Annotated in this window: 17 protein-coding genes; 2 read left to right on the forward strand and 15 right to left on the reverse strand. The window is 49.8% G+C overall.

The genetic code is table 11. From position 1 onward, the window contains the following. Window positions 1-30: 30 nt before the first annotated feature. The 12 genes from GRF59_RS27600 to GRF59_RS27635 form a co-directional block, all read right to left on the reverse strand. On the reverse strand, window positions 31-741 hold the full coding sequence (locus tag GRF59_RS27600; RefSeq protein ID WP_160500950.1) for an ABC transporter permease: 711 nt from the start codon (window positions 739-741) through the stop codon (window positions 31-33). Beyond that, complete coding sequence (locus GRF59_RS27605; RefSeq protein ID WP_160500951.1) at window positions 738-1,670, reverse strand: ABC transporter ATP-binding protein; 933 nt, start codon at window positions 1,668-1,670, stop codon at window positions 738-740. Before GRF59_RS27605 ends, GRF59_RS27600 begins: the two co-directional genes overlap by 4 nt. 22 nt (window positions 1,671-1,692) lie before the next feature. Beyond that, a complete protein-coding gene (locus tag GRF59_RS27610; RefSeq protein ID WP_160500952.1) occupies window positions 1,693-1,893 on the reverse strand; it encodes a hypothetical protein in 201 nt (66 codons plus the stop codon). Next, window positions 1,890-3,317, reverse strand: coding sequence for a HesA/MoeB/ThiF family protein (locus GRF59_RS27615; protein ID WP_160500953.1), 1,428 nt, complete (start codon window positions 3,315-3,317; stop codon window positions 1,890-1,892). Before GRF59_RS27615 ends, GRF59_RS27610 begins: the two co-directional genes overlap by 4 nt. Next, a complete protein-coding gene (locus GRF59_RS27620; protein ID WP_160500954.1) occupies window positions 3,314-4,381 on the reverse strand; it encodes a zinc metalloprotease in 1,068 nt (355 codons plus the stop codon). The genes GRF59_RS27615 and GRF59_RS27620 overlap by 4 nt, the downstream gene beginning before the upstream one ends. A 222-nt stretch (window positions 4,382-4,603) precedes the next feature. Further along, window positions 4,604-4,717: a daptide-type RiPP gene (locus tag GRF59_RS30185; RefSeq protein WP_328276766.1), complete on the reverse strand. Its 114-nt coding sequence runs from the start codon at window positions 4,715-4,717 to the stop codon at window positions 4,604-4,606. 106 nt (window positions 4,718-4,823) lie between these two features. Continuing rightward, on the reverse strand, window positions 4,824-4,937 hold the full coding sequence (locus GRF59_RS30190) for a daptide-type RiPP (RefSeq protein ID WP_328276766.1): 114 nt from the start codon (window positions 4,935-4,937) through the stop codon (window positions 4,824-4,826). 186 nt (window positions 4,938-5,123) lie between these two features. Then, complete coding sequence (locus GRF59_RS30195) at window positions 5,124-5,234, reverse strand: daptide-type RiPP (protein ID WP_341480149.1); 111 nt, start codon at window positions 5,232-5,234, stop codon at window positions 5,124-5,126. A 473-nt stretch (window positions 5,235-5,707) separates the two neighbouring features. Then, on the reverse strand, window positions 5,708-6,826 hold the full coding sequence (locus GRF59_RS27625; protein ID WP_341480151.1) for a BTAD domain-containing putative transcriptional regulator: 1,119 nt from the start codon (window positions 6,824-6,826) through the stop codon (window positions 5,708-5,710). Beyond that, window positions 6,816-9,950, reverse strand: a complete 3,135-nt coding sequence (locus GRF59_RS27630; protein ID WP_160500956.1) for an ATP-binding protein — start codon at window positions 9,948-9,950, stop codon at window positions 6,816-6,818. The genes GRF59_RS27625 and GRF59_RS27630 overlap by 11 nt, the downstream gene beginning before the upstream one ends. A gap of 255 nt (window positions 9,951-10,205) precedes the next feature. Next, window positions 10,206-10,346 (reverse strand): hypothetical protein, encoded by a 141-nt coding sequence (locus tag GRF59_RS29545; RefSeq protein WP_202128914.1) that lies wholly within the window; start codon window positions 10,344-10,346, stop codon window positions 10,206-10,208. A gap of 155 nt (window positions 10,347-10,501) precedes the next feature. Beyond that, window positions 10,502-10,666 carry a DUF1328 domain-containing protein gene (locus tag GRF59_RS27635; RefSeq protein WP_136609071.1) on the reverse strand — a complete coding sequence of 55 codons (165 nt, stop codon included), beginning with the start codon at window positions 10,664-10,666 and terminating at the stop codon, window positions 10,502-10,504. A gap of 188 nt (window positions 10,667-10,854) precedes the next feature. Here GRF59_RS27635 and GRF59_RS27640 point away from each other — a divergent pair, with 188 nt between their 5' ends. Next, a complete protein-coding gene (locus tag GRF59_RS27640; protein WP_237392100.1) occupies window positions 10,855-11,913 on the forward strand; it encodes a class I SAM-dependent methyltransferase in 1,059 nt (352 codons plus the stop codon). A gap of 78 nt (window positions 11,914-11,991) precedes the next feature. Here the strand turns inward: GRF59_RS27640 and GRF59_RS27645 are convergent, their stop codons facing one another. Both GRF59_RS27645 and GRF59_RS27650 read right to left on the reverse strand, forming a co-directional pair. Further along, window positions 11,992-12,732 (reverse strand): SDR family NAD(P)-dependent oxidoreductase, encoded by a 741-nt coding sequence (locus GRF59_RS27645; RefSeq protein ID WP_160500957.1) that lies wholly within the window; start codon window positions 12,730-12,732, stop codon window positions 11,992-11,994. A 75-nt stretch (window positions 12,733-12,807) separates the two neighbouring features. Continuing rightward, window positions 12,808-13,197, reverse strand: a complete 390-nt coding sequence (locus GRF59_RS27650; protein ID WP_160500958.1) for a tautomerase family protein — start codon at window positions 13,195-13,197, stop codon at window positions 12,808-12,810. 120 nt (window positions 13,198-13,317) lie between these two features. On the opposite strand from GRF59_RS27650, the gene GRF59_RS27655 reads away from it, so the two are divergent. Then, window positions 13,318-14,250: a LysR family transcriptional regulator gene (locus tag GRF59_RS27655; RefSeq protein ID WP_160500959.1), complete on the forward strand. Its 933-nt coding sequence runs from the start codon at window positions 13,318-13,320 to the stop codon at window positions 14,248-14,250. A gap of 40 nt (window positions 14,251-14,290) precedes the next feature. Here the strand turns inward: GRF59_RS27655 and GRF59_RS27660 are convergent, their stop codons facing one another. Next, a complete protein-coding gene (locus tag GRF59_RS27660; RefSeq protein ID WP_160500960.1) occupies window positions 14,291-17,743 on the reverse strand; it encodes a fibronectin type III domain-containing protein in 3,453 nt (1,150 codons plus the stop codon). Window positions 17,744-17,790 lie beyond the last annotated feature (47 nt).

Here is a 17,790-nt window from a genome sequence, read left to right on the forward strand (position 1 = left end):
GGGCAAACCGCTGACATAAACATTTTCAACTTAGAAGCGTTCCGCCAGATTGGCTCTATTCCATAGCTTGGGCAAAGCTGCGAGCGCAGCAACGAGAACAATGATGCCTACGGGAAGTGTGATATAGAGAATCGAGTCCATACTGAATTTGACCACGCTGTAACCCAGCCCTCCCATAGAGCCAAGCATAATCGGCATCATGCAAAGTGCCCCGTACTGCTGGGCGTTGCGGATTTCACGCACTTTGACGGCAACCATAAACCCGATGGAAACCACGAGAAAGTAGTACGCGATACTGGCGGTAAGGAGTACAGCGTAAAATGTCCAGGAGGCCCCGCCGTGAATATCCTGCACCTCGTAGGTCCCGATGTAAAACACGGCCTGCGATAACAAGACAACTACAAAAGCAGGCAGCAAAATGGAAAGCATTTTCCCGGCAAACAAAGAACGGTTGGATACCGGCGTAGCTAGCAGCGGCACGAGTGTCCTCATTTCGAACTCGCCGGCAAGATTGATTGCTGACAGTGCAGCCGGTACAAAGGAGGGCATAAAACACATCACGACCGCGACCACTCGCCACATGTACACCTGCTCGCTCAGTGTTGCATCCGACGATACGGAGCTTCCCAGATACCACGATGCCGCAATCGGCAAAAAAATCCCGAATACGACCATCATGGCAGCCATAGCGCGCTGGGTCCCTAGTCCGGAAAGTTCTCTTTTCAGGATCGTTCCCATCATTGGTGCACAACCTCCTTCACAGCCGACATGTAACGCTCATTCAGGCTGGTACGGCTTTGTTTGGAAAAATCAATCACCTGGATGCCCTCGTCCGACATGGCGCTCAGCACAACCCGCAGTTCATCCGGATTTTCCGCTTCATAGCGAATGAGATACGATTTCGGTTCTCCGGCGGCTTCGCAGGCAACCTTTCGGCCCAATCGTTCCTTCAGCCGTTGAACCGCTTGGGATTCAGCCTGCACCTGGATAACATAACATTCCGCAGCATTCGTCTCCTCGATGCGGATCGAATCAATCAGTTTGCCGAATTTAAGAATGAATACTTGATCGGCTACCTGCTCGACTTCATGCAGATTATGGCTGCACATGATGACTGTTTTTCCTTCTTTTCGAAATTGCCTGATCTGATTCAGTACCGATTCGCGCACCTCTGGGTCGAGGTTGTCCGTCGCTTCGTCCAAAAACAGAATATCCGGTTCATGCACAAGCGCTCTGGCGATATTCACTTTCTGCTTGTTCCCCTTGGAGAGCTTCGCGATTTCGACATTCATATATTTCGTCAGGTCCAATGCTTCGACGACTTTCATAACCTGCGGCGAAAGTTGCGCAAATCCATATAATTTGGAGAAAAAAAGCAGATAGTTGCGCACCTTCATATGCCCGTATGCGCCTTGATCCTCGACAACGATTCCGATTTTTTTGCGTGCTTCCAGAGAATTAGCGTTTATCTCCTTTCCTCCGACCATGACGCTTCCGCTCGTGGCATCAATCAGCCCGAGCATAATTTTGAGTAAAGTCGTTTTGCCTGAGCCGTTCGGCCCGACAATACCTGCGACCTGCCCTCGATGAATCGTAAGCGATATCCGGTCCAAAGCGGTAAGCGTCCCGTATTGTTTGATCACATGCTTGACCTGAATTAGGTTCTCCATCGTCTACCTCCATCCCTTTTATTTACTGATTCCGCCGCACAGCCCAGCCATCTCGGCGGATTTTACGCACAATGACGATGAATAGAACCAGTGCTGCAGCCATGTCGACCCCAATAACGACCTCCTGGCTGACAAGGAAAATCACACTTAGCTTCATCGAAAGCACGGCTACAACCGTGAGAAGGGCCGCAATGGCTACGTATAATGCTTTTCTTCGAATCATGATAACCACATATCTCCTTTCCGTGTCACGAATTTGACCGCAAACACGACAGCATTGCTGAGGAAAAAGAGCAGCGATATCGCCACGCTGATCTCAAGTATGGTCAGGCTAACATTCTGGATGATGGCAAACACGAAGCTTAGTCCCCTGCCCGCTGCATTAAAGAACGCGTTCATATTGATGAACAGATTCGTGACCAAACTGATTGCGCAGTAGATCGAGCTGACAATAAATATCTCCTTTCTCAGCTCGGCCGGCTGATCCTCAAACCATGAATCGATGAAAAGAAATGAAAGCAAGAGTACCATAAGCGCCAACAGGCCCACATAAATATCACCGGCCAGAAATCTCAGTACGGATGCCAGAACGAATATCCCCGTCATCCCCACGCGGTAGGACCAAACGCGCTGCTTATTTACCGGCTCCTCCGCCGGCACCTCATGCGGATTATGGCCGCAAACCCGGCATCGCTCGGCAGCCCGGAGATTAAGCGTGTCCCAGGAATCCGTTTTGGTATTGAATAGATGAAGTTTGTTCTTCAGCTCATCCGTTTTCTTGATCAGGATTTTAAAAGCAAACATGGATACTGTGGATGCGACCATCATCGTGAGGGGACCAAACGTTGGGCCTGTCCCGTGAATGCGCTTGGCGTTCCCAAACCCGAGGCAAGCTGCGCATAAGGACTCGCCCGGAAGATAGATAGGCCCGACCACGCCGATATGATCCAAAAACCCCCCATTGATTAGCGGCACCTGGTGCTTTACGCAAACCTCATTAGCCCACTCCGTGGCTTCCTCCGGCGTATCAATAGCCTTGACGACAAGTGTTTTGCCATCCATATAACGCTCGATATCCGCCGGGGACTCCACCTTCATCCGAACGGGGATGAGTTCCATATCCGGGTTAAAGGCCTTTATTTTACTGCAAAGAACTTCTACCTTGGGCAGGCCAATATCATCCGGCACGTACATCAACTGGCGATTCAAATTGCTTTCTTCAATGACATCAAAATCAATGACCGTGACCTGTCCGACGCCCATAGCCGCCAGATTCCAAAGCACATGGGTGCCGATCGCCCCCGCACCGAGCAACAGTACCCGCGATGACCGGAGGTCCTCCTGATACTGCGTGAAGTCGCTGCCGAGCAGCGTGAAAAATCCCATTTGCCTGGAATATCTGCCTTCGGTGGAGACACCTTCGCCCGGCAGGAAAATCCGCCTAGAGATGTATTCCTCCAGCTCACGCTCATTAAGAAAGCCCTTCACTTCGTCCAGATGAAAATGCGGATGCGTACGGATAAACTGTATGAAGTCCGCCCGCTCTTTTCCCAAAGAAACCTGCATATCATCGGTATTGTAGATCAAATAGCCGGAGTCGATCTCCGCGATAAAAGCAAATGGATTCATCGTATATAGATGATTCATGCCGGCCTCCGATTCTGCATCACCATGACGAGCACGTATGCGACAGGGATCAAAGCGATGCTTACATAATCAACAATGCTGGAATTAAGCAAAGTGGAAACATACGTCCTGAGAACCAAAATAGCCGAAAACAACAACGAAGCAATAAACAAATTGGATAGAATGCCAAAGATCAAATGCTCCGTTTTAGCGCCGCGGGGTCTCATCAGGCTTTGTCTGGATTTCATTTTAAAAGCGGGGTCGTTCACCAAATTCAAGAACAGGTAATACCCGTCATATTCCACAAACGGTACAAGATTGATGAACATAATCGTGACATTGATCATGATGAAATAAATGACGTACAACATGGAGGATTGGCCGAAAAAGAGGTAGAAAAACGGAATGCTCAGAGACACCAACATGCAATTGGACATCACGCCAGCCAATAAAATATTGATGCGCTGCCTTTTGCTTTTCAATAGGTTCAATCCGCTGACATCCGCGAAAAAAGCCGGGTGGAAATAGAACAGCATGAGTCCGATCGAAGGAACATGAATTCCGTAAGACTTGGCAACGATGGAATGAGAGAGCTCGTGAATGAGGCCAATGACCAGGATCGATACGAGGTAAAATAAAACAACGGGCACATTGAGTGTAAAGTTGAGCAAAGAAGCGGCCATGAACTGCCAGTGCATAGTAAGCCACACAATATTGAAGATCAGGGACACAACAAACATAAAATTAAGGGATTTGCGATACAAACGGTTAAAGTTCGGCATAGCCTCCAGCAGACGATTGGGATTGATCAACCTGAATTTTAGTTTAAGTGGATTGATGCGGCGGCGCCTCTGTGACGTGATCACGAGCTGCATGCGTTCAGCCTGCATCAAAAACGTGTCCAGGAACTCCTCAGGTATATGCTGCCCGAGCTCATCCCTTGTTCGGTTGCCATCAAGCAGCTTCAACCATTGCACCTCTCGCGGCCCGATTTTAAAATGTCTCATCGTCCCGGGATCATATACATGAAACAGTCCGCCGTCGACCGGGTAAAACTGGATTTCCTTTTTTAACTGCAAGCTCATGAACGGCACCTCCAATCATGAATATCTACTTCACAACAAGAGAATTTTTATGTCCAGGTGCATAGTATGTATCTGTGAATCTGCTTTAAGGATAAAGCCCTGCCTGATCAGATCAAGCAAGGCTTCATCTGAATATTTCAAGCCGCAGATAACGTAAACCATAAGTTCACACCTGATGTCTATGTTTTCGTTCTAACCATGGAAATGCTGCAAAAAAGAGTATTAAGAACAGAACAGCAGGCCGACTCCAACTACGGCCACCGTTCCGATGGCGGCGCCGCCCCAAAATGTCGCGTCCGAAGGCGCGTCTACTCTTTCAAGTTCTTCCATCAACATTGTCTTCCCCTCCTTTATGGCTATTATTGGAACTGAATCGGTCCTATCAAAACCCCATACCAATTCGCTTTAAGATATTACTGAATTAAATGATTAAAGTCCGAAATTACGAGCAAAACAACAATCCGACTCCAACGACCGCAACGGTTCCGATCGCAGCTCCACCCCAGAATGTTGCATCCGAAGGCGCGTCCACTCTTTCGAGTTCTTCCATCAGCATAGTATTCACCTCCCCGTCATAAGATTTAAAACAGGATTAACAGCCCATCAATCCAAGAATAGCAAGTCCAATGCCGATGCCTGTTGCCAGCCCCGCAGAAAAATCACTGACTGGTGCATCCACCAATTCAAGTTCTTCCATGACCATAAGAGCAGCCTCCTTTTCCTCATTCTCTTCACAAAGGAACTAGCAGCCTACCAGTGCCAAAATGCCGAGTCCAAAACCGATTCCTACAGCCAGTCCCGCAGAAAAGTCACTAACTGGCGCATCCACCAATTCCAACTCTTCCATCAGCATCACGATCACCTCCTTTTACCCATGAAAACAACGAGAATAATAAGTCACCATGTACATATGGGTCGAATTCACTTTGAATATAATTTAATTCCCGTTTTTTTACAATACTTTTTTTATTTTACAATTTTCACTCCTTATTTATTATTTCCACGAAATATTATAGGTCTATGAATCTACATTTTCACGTATAAATCAGTAGATTTTACGTGCTTCTCCTATGAAAGGGTATAGTAAACTAAAACAAAAAATGGTATAATATGGTTATCTAAAATCCATTAAAACTAAAGGATGAAGGTGACTTATGACTAATAATCAACTCGTCCCTATTATTGTCGTTTTTTGTGCCGCAATTTGCTGCTGGGCAGTTATGTTGAAAAAGAGAAAAAAATGAGAAAATGTGCAAATTACGACATTCTCCGAGTAAAAAACGCAGTAAAAAAACCCTTGTCCGTGACAAAGGTTTTTTTACTTGCCTATTTTTCCAAGAGTTCCTGATACATCCTTGTGGTCTGAGATTCCGGGTTGGTGTCGAGTTCATTGCTGATCAGGGAAGCAAAGTCCCGGTAATATTGTACTGCTGCCGGCGTATTTCCGAGTGCCACATAAGCCTTCATTACACTTCGGCATATTTCATCCGAGTAAGGTTCTTTTGTCTTTATGGAGAGCAGCCGCTGCAAGGCTTGATGTTCTCTTCCCGCCTTCAATTCGTAGGCAGCTGCCGCCAGGGAGCCCTGAATATACCTGCGCCGCAATTCTTCCCGGACAGGCTTCGCCCAAAAATAGTCATGCTCCTCCAGATAATCTCCTTGGTAAAGATTCAGTTTCTGTTCCAGCTGCTCCCACTCCTGCTGCGTCGTTACTTCCGCCATCAGGCTGCCGCGCATGAAGAGATCCACATCGGTCAAATATCCATTCCGCATCAAACGATAGCTGTCATGCGAATACTCTATGAAAGCCTGGATACCCCATTGCTTCAGCATTTTTCGGACCTGATACACGGAAGTATGCAGCTGGGTTGTCGCCTTATCCACCTGAAGCTGCGGCCAAAGCGTCTCCAGTATTACGTCCTTGGCTACCCACTGGCCCTGCTCATGAAGCAAAAAGGTGAATAACTCCTGTGCCTTTTGTGTCCTCCATTTCAGCAGACCTCCTGCAGCAGAGCCATCTTCAATCGAAAGCCGCTTGAAGCAAACAATCATGGATGCTGCGGGGGCAGGCTGTTCAGGCACATTCCGGTTCATTCTCAGCCGTGATTCGATTCGGCTCACCGTCTTGGCGAATCGCGTCGGTTCAACCGGCTTGAGCAAATAATCCAGCGCATTCAGTTCAAAAGCCTCTATGGCATAGTGATGATATGCCGTAACAAACACGATCTGAATATCCGGCCTGATCGCAAGCAACTGTTCCCCCGCCTCCAAGCCGTTCGTTCCCGGCATCTCAATGTCCAGGAACACGACATCTACGGGGTTTGCTGCCACATACTCGAGCCCCAGGCTGACCCGGGTAAATTTACCGCCGACCGATAGCCGCCCATCACCGAGGATAAGCCTTTCCAGCTGAAGTAATGCCGGATTCTCATCATCAATCAACACTGCCTTCAATCTTCTTGTTCCCCCTTTCTTGCTGCTTCAAGCTCCCCTTCGGTACTTCAAAGATGACTGTCGTCCCATGGCCAGGAGCGCTCTCGATCTTCAAACCTTTGCCATACTGCGTCAGCAGTCTGGTGTTTATATTACGCAATCCGACGCCGCTATCCGGCGAATCTGCTGTGAGCAGCCGTTCGGCGTATTCTTGTTGCATGCCTACGCCATTATCCGTCACGGAAATGCATAATTTATCGGCATCTTCCCGAACGGATATCCCGACCTTGCCTCCCGCTTCCTGTCGCATAATGCCGTGCCGTACCGCATTCTCCACAATCGGCTGTATGCTCAGCGGAGGAATGAAGCCGGTCGGTTCTGCATCGATGTCATACACAATTTCCAGCCGCTCTTCAAAACGCGCCTTCTCAAGGATCAAGTAAGAGTGAACCAAAGCAAGCTCCTTAGATAAGGTCGTCAACTGTTCCCGGTTCTGGAAGTCAAAGCTGCCCCGCAAATAATGACTGAGTTCCATAAGCAGACCTGTCGTTTTCTCTTGATCGTCCGGAAGCAGGGATATGATCGTATTCAAAGCGTTAAACAAAAAATGCGGTTTGATCTGAGCCTGTAAAAATGCCATTTCGGTCGAAATGGTCCGGCGCACGGATTTCCGAAGCTCAATCAGATTCCGTACTCGGGCCCTTAGTTCGTCAGCATCCACGGGCTTGCGCAGAAAGTCATTGGCCCCCGCCTCAAGACCGATCCTTACATCCTCCGGCAATCCACGCGCCGTAAGCATCAGAACCGGCATCTCAAACGGCGAAAACTGCTGCCTGACGGCTCTGCACAGTTCGATGCCCGACATATCAGGCATCATCCAGTCAGTAATAACCAGATCAATAGACTGGCCGGTACGGATTTGCTCCAGCGCGTCAGCGCCATTGTCCACTAAGATCAGTCTGCAATTTTCTGCCGCCAAAAGCCCCCTCAGTGCCTGGAGATTGACGGGATCATCATCCACCAACAGCAGGGTTGATCTGGTTTCGGTTACCATCGCATCTGTCATTGCATCTTCTTCGTACATGTCATAATCAGATGTTCTCTTTCGAACGCCAACTCTCGAATCCTCTTTGACGGCTTCAGACGACTCAACCGCAGGGAGCGTAAAGTGAAACGATGAGCCTAAACCCGGATCGGATTCCGCCCAGATCTCCCCTCCTCCAAGCTCCACCAGCTTTTTGGATATGCTGAGGCCAAGCCCTGTCCCGTTGGATTCCGCTTCCCCCGTCGCTCCTACCTGCTCGTAGGATTTGAATATATCCTGCAACCGATCATGGGCTATGCCAATACCGGTATCCGACACCGTAAACTGAACCATGTTACCGGTCTCCAGTGTTTTGGCCTCCATACGAATGACGCCTTCGGAAGTAAACTTGACCGCATTGCCCAACAGATTGTACAAAATTTGCCGGAGACGTTCCTCGTCCATGACTAATAAAGGAAGGTGCTCCGGCCAATGCTCCTCGAACCGGATTGGTTTATTTTCGGAAACATGCAGCGTGATTTCCATGACCGAACGGGTAATTGCCCTTAAATCAACCTGCTGGCGGTTTAGCACGATCTCACCGTTTTTCAATTTGCTGAAGTCCAAAATATCATTGATGAGAACAGACAGTCGTTTGCCTGTCGACACAATCATGGACAAGTCCCGCGCCTGCTTCATGTTCAACTTACCGGAGGCGCCTTCGACCAAGGATTGGGCAATATTCACGATTCCATGCAGAGGTGTGCGAAGCTCATGCGAGGTGTTGGCCATGAATTCGTCTTTCAGACCATCCAATGTTTGGAGCTTGAGCGACAATTGTTCCACCTCTGCAAAAGCCCTGGCGAATCGGTGCGAGAGCAGCTGCGCCTGCGTAATGACAAATAGCAGCATTTCGTAGGGAACCAGCTTCAGACTGTTGTAGACACCCATCAGAGTAAGCACATTCGCCACGATAATAATCAAAATACTAAGCATCCCGATGAGCAGCAGCCCAGCATCCTCGGACTGGCGGCGCATCCCCCGGAACATCGCAAAAGCAATGTAGCTCACGGCCGTAAACGAATAGGCAAGCAGGAGCGGCTCCATTTTGGAAAACACGACCGTCGGAAGCATCAGAGCCATCAACACGACAACCACCGTTGCCCCGTCACACAATCTCAGCACAACGCGCGGTATGGATCTTGGAACCACCATGCCAACGTATCTCAGCAAAAAGAAGTAGATCAGGGCGGACGAGAACAACTGAAGCTTGATGAACCATTCATAGTCCATGCCCGGCCATAGATTGCCCAGCAATTTTTCTCCGTGCAGCAGAACATAGATAAGGGATGATAAGCAGAAAAGTCCGAGGTACAGCAGTGAAGGTTCCTTCTTGCGCAATCTATACAGCACCAGAATATACAATGCCGGAATCAGAAACCCTGCCGCAGACATGAAATCGATAAACATGTCCAGTTCCCTGCTCCGCAGGATTGACGTTTTATCCCCAAACAGGATTGGGGAGAATATTCCTCCGGAAGCATATGCATAATTGGATGTTTGGACAATAATCTCCGCTTCATGGCCGGTTATGCTCGCGAATCCGACGTATGGAATATTATCGGGCTGTTCTTCTTCGGCCGATGTTCCAGGTGTCCCGCTTGCCCCCGCCTCCTGCCCATTCACGAATATCCGGTTGGCCGTCCGGATATTTCCCGACCGGATGCCATATATCGCTTCTTCCGTATTCTGCAGATGAACGCGCAGACGGAATGTGGCATATCCTTCGGCCGTCGGCTGATGATCTCCGCCAATGTAGTCATTCCATTTCCCCGGCAGCTTCACCATGCCCGTCAGCTTCGGCTGTTGCCTTCCGGCGGCGCCGGGGGATTGAAAGTCATCCGGAGTCAACAACTGGCTTCTGTAAAATTCCCATTCCCCCGTCAATTGGATCGTTCCATTCCGTGCAAAGTCCCAACTGCTAAGGTCCAATCTTCCTTGGCTTGCGTCCGGTCCATCGTCAGACGAAATGATCAAGCTGGCAATCAGAAAGATCGGCAGAATGACGATCAGGACGATTCCCGCCATAATGATCAGACCTTGTTTTTTCATAAATAAACCCCTTTAATTAAATCTTTTATTACATAAATGGTTAGTGGTATGAATGAGTAAGCAATAGCTGTTATATAATGGAACCGTTTGCTTGTCAATACAAAATCCAGTAATGATTCCGGATTGCTTCAATTCTTCACATAGACTTGATCACCCTGTGGCGGCATCATCCAAAAAAGGCAGCCCCCCGGGCCGCCTTTCCGCCATTCATAATAGATGTTTGTAAAAAAACGTTGAGCCTGCCTCTTCCCCGGCTTATGGCTCTGGATTCTCACGCTGCTCCTGGCATTCAAAGCACTCCAGTGTCTGATCCTCCTGCACCGTACCGTTCAGAAATCCGTTTTCGCAATAGATTGCTTTGCCGCAACTGCGGCAGCGGCCGATAAATTCCTGCAAAGCACTCGCCTCCGTTCATTTAAGAGCTAAACGAATCGTAATGATTTTAGTTATAGGGTATCACGTTGATAGGGAAGCACAAGTAAAAAACGGGCAGCCTCCCAACGTGGGAAACCACCCGTTTTTTTCAGTTCTGTTTTCCGTATGCCTGAGGACTATCGTCTTCTGACACGTCCGAAAATAAGCGATACGATGAACAAAATCAAGAAGATGAAGAACAGCACTTTCGCGATGCCAACCGCAGCGGAGACGATTCCGAAGAATCCGAAAATCCCTGCCACCACAGCAATAATCAGAAATAATATAGCCCAACCTAACATATAAATCACCCTTTTCTTAACGTCGTATTGTTTGATACTTACTTGTAACCGATCTGCCACCGCTTGAACCGGAATTGAAAAAATTGTAAAAAGTTAGCTGGAATGCAGTAAGAACACAACACTGCTCCATATTACATGTTGTAAATTTCTCCCTATCGCCTTATTGTGAACATAAGGAGGGATGCTGCATGAATGAAAGTGCCGGACCTGTCGTCCAAACGGATGAAAGGCTGTATTCTGCCGCGAAGATGGAACATACGGAACTGATGCCGAATTATCGCGTGGATCTCCGCTCACACATTTCCCCGGAATACCAGAAGTTTATATGCTTCAATCCTGTTAATGACTGGTCCCTGTTATCCTGGAAGGATGTCGGTAAGCCTTACGAAGTCAAAAGCGTGGCCCGTGACCGTAAATTATGGGAGCAGGAGCATGGCACCAGCATGGATGCACATACGGCTTGGACCCACTTTAATCAATCATTCCACCAGTGGTTCATCAAGGACGTACCCGCCGAGATTACCAAAGAAAAGGCCGCGTTCTTCAAAGGATTGAAAGCGTTTAACTTTCATCAGGTTCGCGAAGGGATCGGAGACGTGCTCCGCATTCACCTGTGGAATTACGTGCATCGCATTCAGGACGGCGTCTGGGACCCGAGAGGAAAACGAGCTTTATTCGAAGGTCTGGATGTGCAGAAGCCGCGGATTTTGTTTCTTGGCGCAGCAGAAGGCTATGAGGCGATGCAGCTTGCGGCGATGTACCCCGGAGCGGAAGTGGTTATGGTGGATTATGACGAATACTGCCGAAGCACCCGCTTCGCGGAATTCCCGGAATCCTACCCCTTCCTCGGGGATAATCCTCAGACCGGCAGCCCGCAGATATACTACAAAAATGATTTCAACATCGAGTATGTGGTCGATGACATACGTAAGCTGCCCTTTGGCAAGGAATTCGATATGGTTCTGTCTGTCGGGCTGCTGGAGCATTTTCCCGATGAGATCAAACCGGAGGTTGTCGACTGGCATCGGCGTTTTCTGAAGCCCGGAGGTTATGCCATCATGACGACGCCAAGAAATCAGCTCAGATCCCGCCTGTTCTATCAGATCATGGCCGATGTGATGAACCATACGTACCGCGAATTGATGACAGTTCAGCAAATGGGACTGTACATTTACGAGAATGGCTTTGATATTTGCAGACATGGATACATCAAGGTGCATAATGGCGTCGTGGCTCGGGTGCGGTAAGGGTTTGTGGTTAAAAATAAGCCCTGTGAGCAAGTTGTTCATCCCGCTATGTACTAAAAAAAGACCGCATCTGCGGCCTTACATGGATTGTCCGGCATCCACCGTAATAATCTGCCCTGTGAGAGCTTCCTGTTCCAGCACGGCACAGATCATATGGGCGATATCCGCCGGCAATGCGGTTTCACCCAGTAAAAGGCTGCCCGCAAGCTGCTCCATCTGCTTCTCCCGTCCCTCCCACCACCGGGTAAGCACCGCTCCGGGAGCAACGCAATTGACCCGGATATGCGGTGCGAGCGATCTCGCCAAAGAACGGGTAAGCCCGTGGACGGCCGCCTTGGAGACCGCATACGGCAGCGATGAGCCTGATCCCGTGATTCCGGCAATGCTGCCGACGTTGACGATCGCCCCCTTCTTTTGCTTCAGCATATAAGGCGCGACGGCTCTGGCACAATAAAACATGCCCTTCACGTTAATTTGGAATAACTCGTCCCAAGCGTCATCCGTCACCGCATGAAGGTCATTCATCGGAATATGACGGGTTACGCTGGCATTGTTGACCAGCAAGTCGATGCTTCCCCATTCGCGTGCAAGGGTATCTACCATGGCCAGCACCTCCTGCTCGCGCGAGACGTCCGCCTGTACGGCATGCGCATGTCCGCCTTGGCTTTTAATCAGCCGAACCGTTTCCTCAGCTTCTCCCACAGATCTTGAATAGTTCACAGCCACTGCGGCCCCGCGCTCTGCCAGCGCCAGCGATACCGCTCTGCCTATCCCTGTACCTCCGCCCGTGACCAGTACTTTTTTATCAAGCAATTCCATTCGCAATCCTCTCCTTATCTATTATGAATTGGCAAAAGCCTGCGGGTGACCGACGTCATGCCCATGCAAGCAGGCTCATGCATCAGTAGCAAGCTGAGCGATCCCGTTGCCAAACGACCAGTTATCCTGCGTATTTTCCGTTAAAATAATCATGATATCCTGGGGCCGGATACCGGCATTCTTTTCAAGCTGCTCCGCAATCCGGGCGTATAGCGCCCGCTTTTTCCGGGTTGCGCGTCCTTCCTTCATGGTGATCTGAATAAAGATTTGCTGATCCGATCTTGCGATGTTCAAATAGGCTCTATCGTATAAAAGTTCTCCCTGCGCATGCGTCGAGATCACCTGGAAATAATCATCCTCGGGCACATCGATCGTATCCACCATGGACTGGTGAACGGCACGACTGATAACGGACAGCTCTTCCTTCGACTTTCCTGCGTGCAAGTCTATACGTACAAATGGCATAAGTTATACACCTCCTTGTTTTCTTTTGCCGGCAAAGTCATTGTATCTGAATTGAATCTATCTGTATAATTGAACTATATGAACTGTTAATTCATAATTATTGAATCAATAGGAGGAGACATGGATCTTAAAGCGGTCAAAACTTTTCACCGCATCGTTGCCCTTGGGGGCTTCAACCGCGCAGCGGAAGAGCTGAATTATGCGCAGTCTACCGTTACTATGCAGATACAGAAGCTTGAATCCGAGCTCGGTATGCGTCTCATTCAACGGGGTAAATCCTTTGAGCTGACGGAAGCCGGTCGTCTTTTCCTTGAACAAAGCGCACATATCGTCAGGGATATCGAGCAGCTGCAGGACACGATGACGGAGCTTGTAGCCGGCGAAGCCGGACATGTGCGGTTCGGCGTTGTGGAACCGATCGCAAGCTATCGGCTGCCGCATGTACTCGCCGGATTTCTACGGGAATACCCCCATATTCGGGTGTCGATTTCTATCGCCAGTTCCCCGGTTTTAAGCCAACAGCTGCAGCATGGTGAACTTGATCTGGCCATATGCTCTCCGCCGTTGCTGGGAACGGAGTTGTACTTCGAACCACTGCTTACAGAGCATTTCGTTGTTTTGCTGCCCGAACAGCATCCATTGAATAACAAGGAAATAATCACCATGCAGGATTTGCGGGATCACCGGCTGCTCATCACCTCGGCCGACTGTCCGTACCGGCGCAAACTGGAAATGATCTTGCAGGAGCCAGGCGGGCCCCCGCTGAATACGCTGGAGATCGGCAGCATGTCTGCTTTGAAATTCTATGTCCAGAGCGGTATCGGCGCTGCTCTCGTGCCATTGTCGGTGCTTCATCCCGAACCTGCCGGAACGGTGATCCGGCCGCTGCAAGGGAACGAGGTGGATATGACCTGCGGCCTGCTGTGCAAATCGGCTGATTATCCCCCTCGACTGGCCGCCGGCAGGCTGTATGATACGTTAAAAAGAAATCTGCCTCGCAGCAATTCTGGTCCCGCAGGCGGTGTGCAGTACACGCAAACAGCCTTGAGCTAAAAGCCCAAGGCTGTTTTTCATAGAACGTTACATCCTGCTGCTAATTTATGCTTACCTCCACCGTGTCGGAGTTCATGCGGCTGCCAACCGCCCGGATGACGAATTGGTATTTTTCCGAAGCATTGATGTTGTTCACTGTAAAGCTGTAGTCTGTCTTGCCGGATTCAGCAGCTACGTACACATTCCAATACGTTTTGATCTTGCCGTTTTTCTCGTATATCCGGAAGCCTCGAACGGGCTCGCTGCTCGAGGATGGCGTCTTCCAGGATATCACGGCTTTGCCGCTGCTGACCTGAACTTTGGCGTTTTCGACTTTGGCCGGCTTGGTATCCGTCCGCTTGATGCCATATTGATCGTATAGCTTGACGCCGTTATCGCCGGATTTTTCATCCTTTTTGGCGGCGGTGTATGCTTTGATTTGCAGCACATCGCTCGAAACGGAGACGTCTGTAAACATCTTTTTGTTAGGCTGAGTGTCGATCGCTGCGAAATAATCATTGTAACCCGGATATTTGTTGTAGAATTTATCTCCAAACGCGTTCGACATCAGATAAATCGTACCCTTCGGATTAACGGCGTTGCCCTGTCCATCCACTGTAATCTGGCTGGTTGGAATCACCTTGTCGTTCAGCATTTGATAAGATCTCATGTACATATGGTCATGGGCTTCGAAGACCATGTCGATACCCATCTCGTCAAATGCGGGAACGAGTACCTTTTTATAGAATTGAACGCGGTCATCCTCCCATTCGCCCGCATTATCCCCGGCGGAATAAGGCCCTTTGTGGAAAGTGACGAATTTCCATTTGGCATTGCTTTTGGCGACCACGTACTTCATCCACTCCACTTGATCCGCAAATTGCTGATCCTGCTTCTTGATGTCCTTTCCATTGCTGGCGAGTTCCCCCGCATATTGCGAATTGAAAACCAGGAACAGTGCATCTCCATACTCAAAGGAATACACGGAACCGTCATGCGTGCTGGCCACAACTTGCTTCGGCAGATTGAAATGATAGTAGAAATTGGAATTCGGCGTCGTTTCGTCGCCATCGTAATCCTGAACCTCATGTCCGCCGACGACTGGCACGATTGGGACATTCAGCAGCTGATCCTGAGGAAGTCCAAGCAACCACTGCCACTGCTCTTCCAGATCGCCGTTATCGACCAAATCCCCTGCATTGATCAGAAACTTCGGATCGCCGATCGTCTGAATGGCCTTCTTGAACGTATCTGCCCATGGCTCGAAATCCGACTTGCTGGAAGCCTGCGAATCCGATCCCGCGATAAAATGGAACGGCTGGCTGCCCGGCACATCGGTTGTGAAGCTTCCTACCGCGCTCCAGCTGTCCGAGGCTCCGCTGCCGACACGGTATTTGTATGTTGTTCCCGGTGATAACCCGGATGCTGCCGCTTTATGGCTGTAGAATTTCTTCTTCTTCTTGGCTGTCCGGTCTGCTTTGGTCACATAGGTCTGAATTTCTTCCGTTGTTCCTTGGAAGGTCAACGCTTCGCTGTCAGGGAAAGCATTTCCCGTCGCCTTCGACGCTTCCACCACCTGCACGATGGATGCCGCCGTCACATCGGTGTACCACGCGAAGGAACGGGTTGTTTTGGTGTCCCCATTCAGCGTCATATTGATCAGCTTCGGTACGGATGGTGTCCCCTGCGTGTTCTGAATCGTAAAGCTCCAGGAGATGTCCTTGGTCAGCTGGATCTGGTCGTCTCTGCCCTTGATCAGCTCTTTCGGAACCCTGACGGTATAGGACTGCCCATTTACAAAAGAAGGATGCTTGATATTCAGCGTGTTGTTATTGATGATTTCTGCCGTTACAGAACCGAGTGCCGCATTGTTTTTGTCTAGGACGCTGACACTGTAGCCCGCATTCAAAGATACCGGCTTATTGAAAGTTACTGTCACCGGTGCGGATGGCAGCACGCTGCTGTCGCCGGAATTCGGCAATTTCGACAGCTCCGTCGTTGGCGTATCGACCGGTCCTCCTCCCCCTTGCTGAAGAGTACCCGATATGCGAATATCCTTGATCAGACTGGACCCAGTGCTGCCAATCCCTTGTGTCCCCTTCGTGTTGGTATTCGAGCTCACCATCCAGCGGATATACAGCGTATTCTGATTGTTCGCGCTTGCCGGAAGGGAAACGTCTGCCAATTTGCATGTATTGCCCGTGCAGTTAAAGCTGGAGAGTGCCATCTTTAGCGTCGCGCCAGGCACATCGGTCCAGTTCTGGTTGTCGCTGCTGATCTGTACTTTAAAGTCGCGCGGTCCCGTTCCGGATGAGGTCTGCTGGGAAGACAGCGTAATATTTTCATAACCTAGGGTGGTTACGCTGGCTAGCCAGTACTTCTTGCCGCTCCCGTTGTCCCAGCCTTGGTAGCTGATGGAATGCTGACTGCTGTCATAATCCTCGAAATAGCCGCCTACATTCCGGAAGCTGGATGAAGACGGGTTTATACCGTTCGTGGCTGGAAAAACACCGCCGCTGCCCGAGTTTGCAAAAATCCATTCCGCGAGCAAAGCCTTTTCCTGAAGTACATTCGCGCCCAAGGTGGTCGCTTCCACCGTGGCGCCAGGAGCCGATTCATTACCGGCGGCGTCCGATGCCGTCACCGCATACCGGTAAACCGTGTTTGCTGCCAACCCTGAATCCGTATAGGATAAAGCGCTCGTACCGCCGATCTTGGCACCGTCACGGTAAATGTTGTAGCCTGTTACAGCGGTGTTATCCGTTGAAGCGGCCCATGCCAGTTGAACTGCATTCGAAGTAATACCGGTTGCCGTGACAACGCCTGGGATCGCTGGTGCTTCCGTATCGGAAGCCGAAGGTGCCGTTTCTTGGAGCTCCCCCTTCACCGTAATGCTGATCAGCTGGCTTGATCCCCGGTCTCCGATCGCTGAATTACTGGTGCTCTTGTCTGAAATCACAGTCCAGCGGATATATAGCTGCGCCTGGTCGTTGGCCAATGGAGGCAGCGGAACTTGATTCAGAACGGATGACGTATCCGGGTTCAAGACAAGATCAGCCACCGCCGTCCCCTCACCGGTAACGTTCGTCCAGTTCTGCTGATCCGTGCTTACCTGAACCCTGAAATCACGCGGACCTGTGGTTCCCTTTCCCTGCTGTGCCGACGTAAGTGTGATGTTTTGATAATTTTTGGTCGATAGATTCACGAGCCAATATTTTTCTTTGCCAGCTTCTTGTTGCCACTCCTGATAGCGTATCGCTTTATTGTCATTGTTCCAGTCAAAGTACTGCCGCTGCGGTACCGGCTGAAGATTCGAACTGTTCTTATAAACCCCGTCCGTCGCCGGGAATACACCTAAATCTGTAGGGTTAGCGTTGAATTTCCATTCTGCCAACGTTACTGCGGATGCCGTTCCTTCCGCGAAATTCTTGCTCTGAAAAGGGAACAAAAGCACCATGAACGCAAGCAGCAGCGATATCAGCCGCTTACCGGTTTTACCTGAAAATGTACCCATGCACATCTCCTTCCGCTTTCACATAAATTAAAACGCTTTAACTTTTG

Source organism: Paenibacillus dendrobii (assembly GCF_009807035.1).
Taxonomy (GTDB): domain Bacteria; phylum Bacillota; class Bacilli; order Paenibacillales; family Paenibacillaceae; genus Paenibacillus_AQ; species Paenibacillus_AQ dendrobii.

Bases quoted from the DNA above. Each gene is read 5' to 3' on its own strand.
- GRF59_RS27600 (WP_160500950.1), bottom strand. From the start codon at position 741: ATGATGGGAACGATCCTGAAAAGAGAACTTTCCGGACTAGGGACCCAG.
- GRF59_RS27605 (WP_160500951.1), bottom strand. From the start codon at position 1,670: ATGGAGAACCTAATTCAGGTCAAGCATGTGATCAAACAATACGGGACG.
- GRF59_RS27610 (WP_160500952.1), bottom strand. From the start codon at position 1,893: ATGATTCGAAGAAAAGCATTATACGTAGCCATTGCGGCCCTTCTCACG.
- GRF59_RS27615 (WP_160500953.1), bottom strand. From the start codon at position 3,317: ATGAATCATCTATATACGATGAATCCATTTGCTTTTATCGCGGAGATC.
- GRF59_RS27620 (WP_160500954.1), bottom strand. From the start codon at position 4,381: ATGAGCTTGCAGTTAAAAAAGGAAATCCAGTTTTACCCGGTCGACGGC.
- GRF59_RS30185 (WP_328276766.1), bottom strand. From the start codon at position 4,717: ATGTTGATGGAAGAACTTGAAAGAGTAGACGCGCCTTCGGACGCGACA.
- GRF59_RS30190 (WP_328276766.1), bottom strand. From the start codon at position 4,937: ATGCTGATGGAAGAACTCGAAAGAGTGGACGCGCCTTCGGATGCAACA.
- GRF59_RS30195 (WP_341480149.1), bottom strand. From the start codon at position 5,234: ATGCTGATGGAAGAGTTGGAATTGGTGGATGCGCCAGTTAGTGACTTT.
- GRF59_RS27630 (WP_160500956.1), bottom strand. From the start codon at position 9,950: ATGAAAAAACAAGGTCTGATCATTATGGCGGGAATCGTCCTGATCGTC.
- GRF59_RS27635 (WP_136609071.1), bottom strand. From the start codon at position 10,666: ATGTTAGGTTGGGCTATATTATTTCTGATTATTGCTGTGGTGGCAGGG.
- GRF59_RS27640 (WP_237392100.1), top strand. From the start codon at position 10,855: ATGAATGAAAGTGCCGGACCTGTCGTCCAAACGGATGAAAGGCTGTAT.
- GRF59_RS27645 (WP_160500957.1), bottom strand. From the start codon at position 12,732: ATGGAATTGCTTGATAAAAAAGTACTGGTCACGGGCGGAGGTACAGGG.
- GRF59_RS27650 (WP_160500958.1), bottom strand. From the start codon at position 13,197: ATGCCATTTGTACGTATAGACTTGCACGCAGGAAAGTCGAAGGAAGAG.
- GRF59_RS27655 (WP_160500959.1), top strand. From the start codon at position 13,318: ATGGATCTTAAAGCGGTCAAAACTTTTCACCGCATCGTTGCCCTTGGG.
- GRF59_RS27660 (WP_160500960.1), bottom strand. From the start codon at position 17,743: ATGGGTACATTTTCAGGTAAAACCGGTAAGCGGCTGATATCGCTGCTG.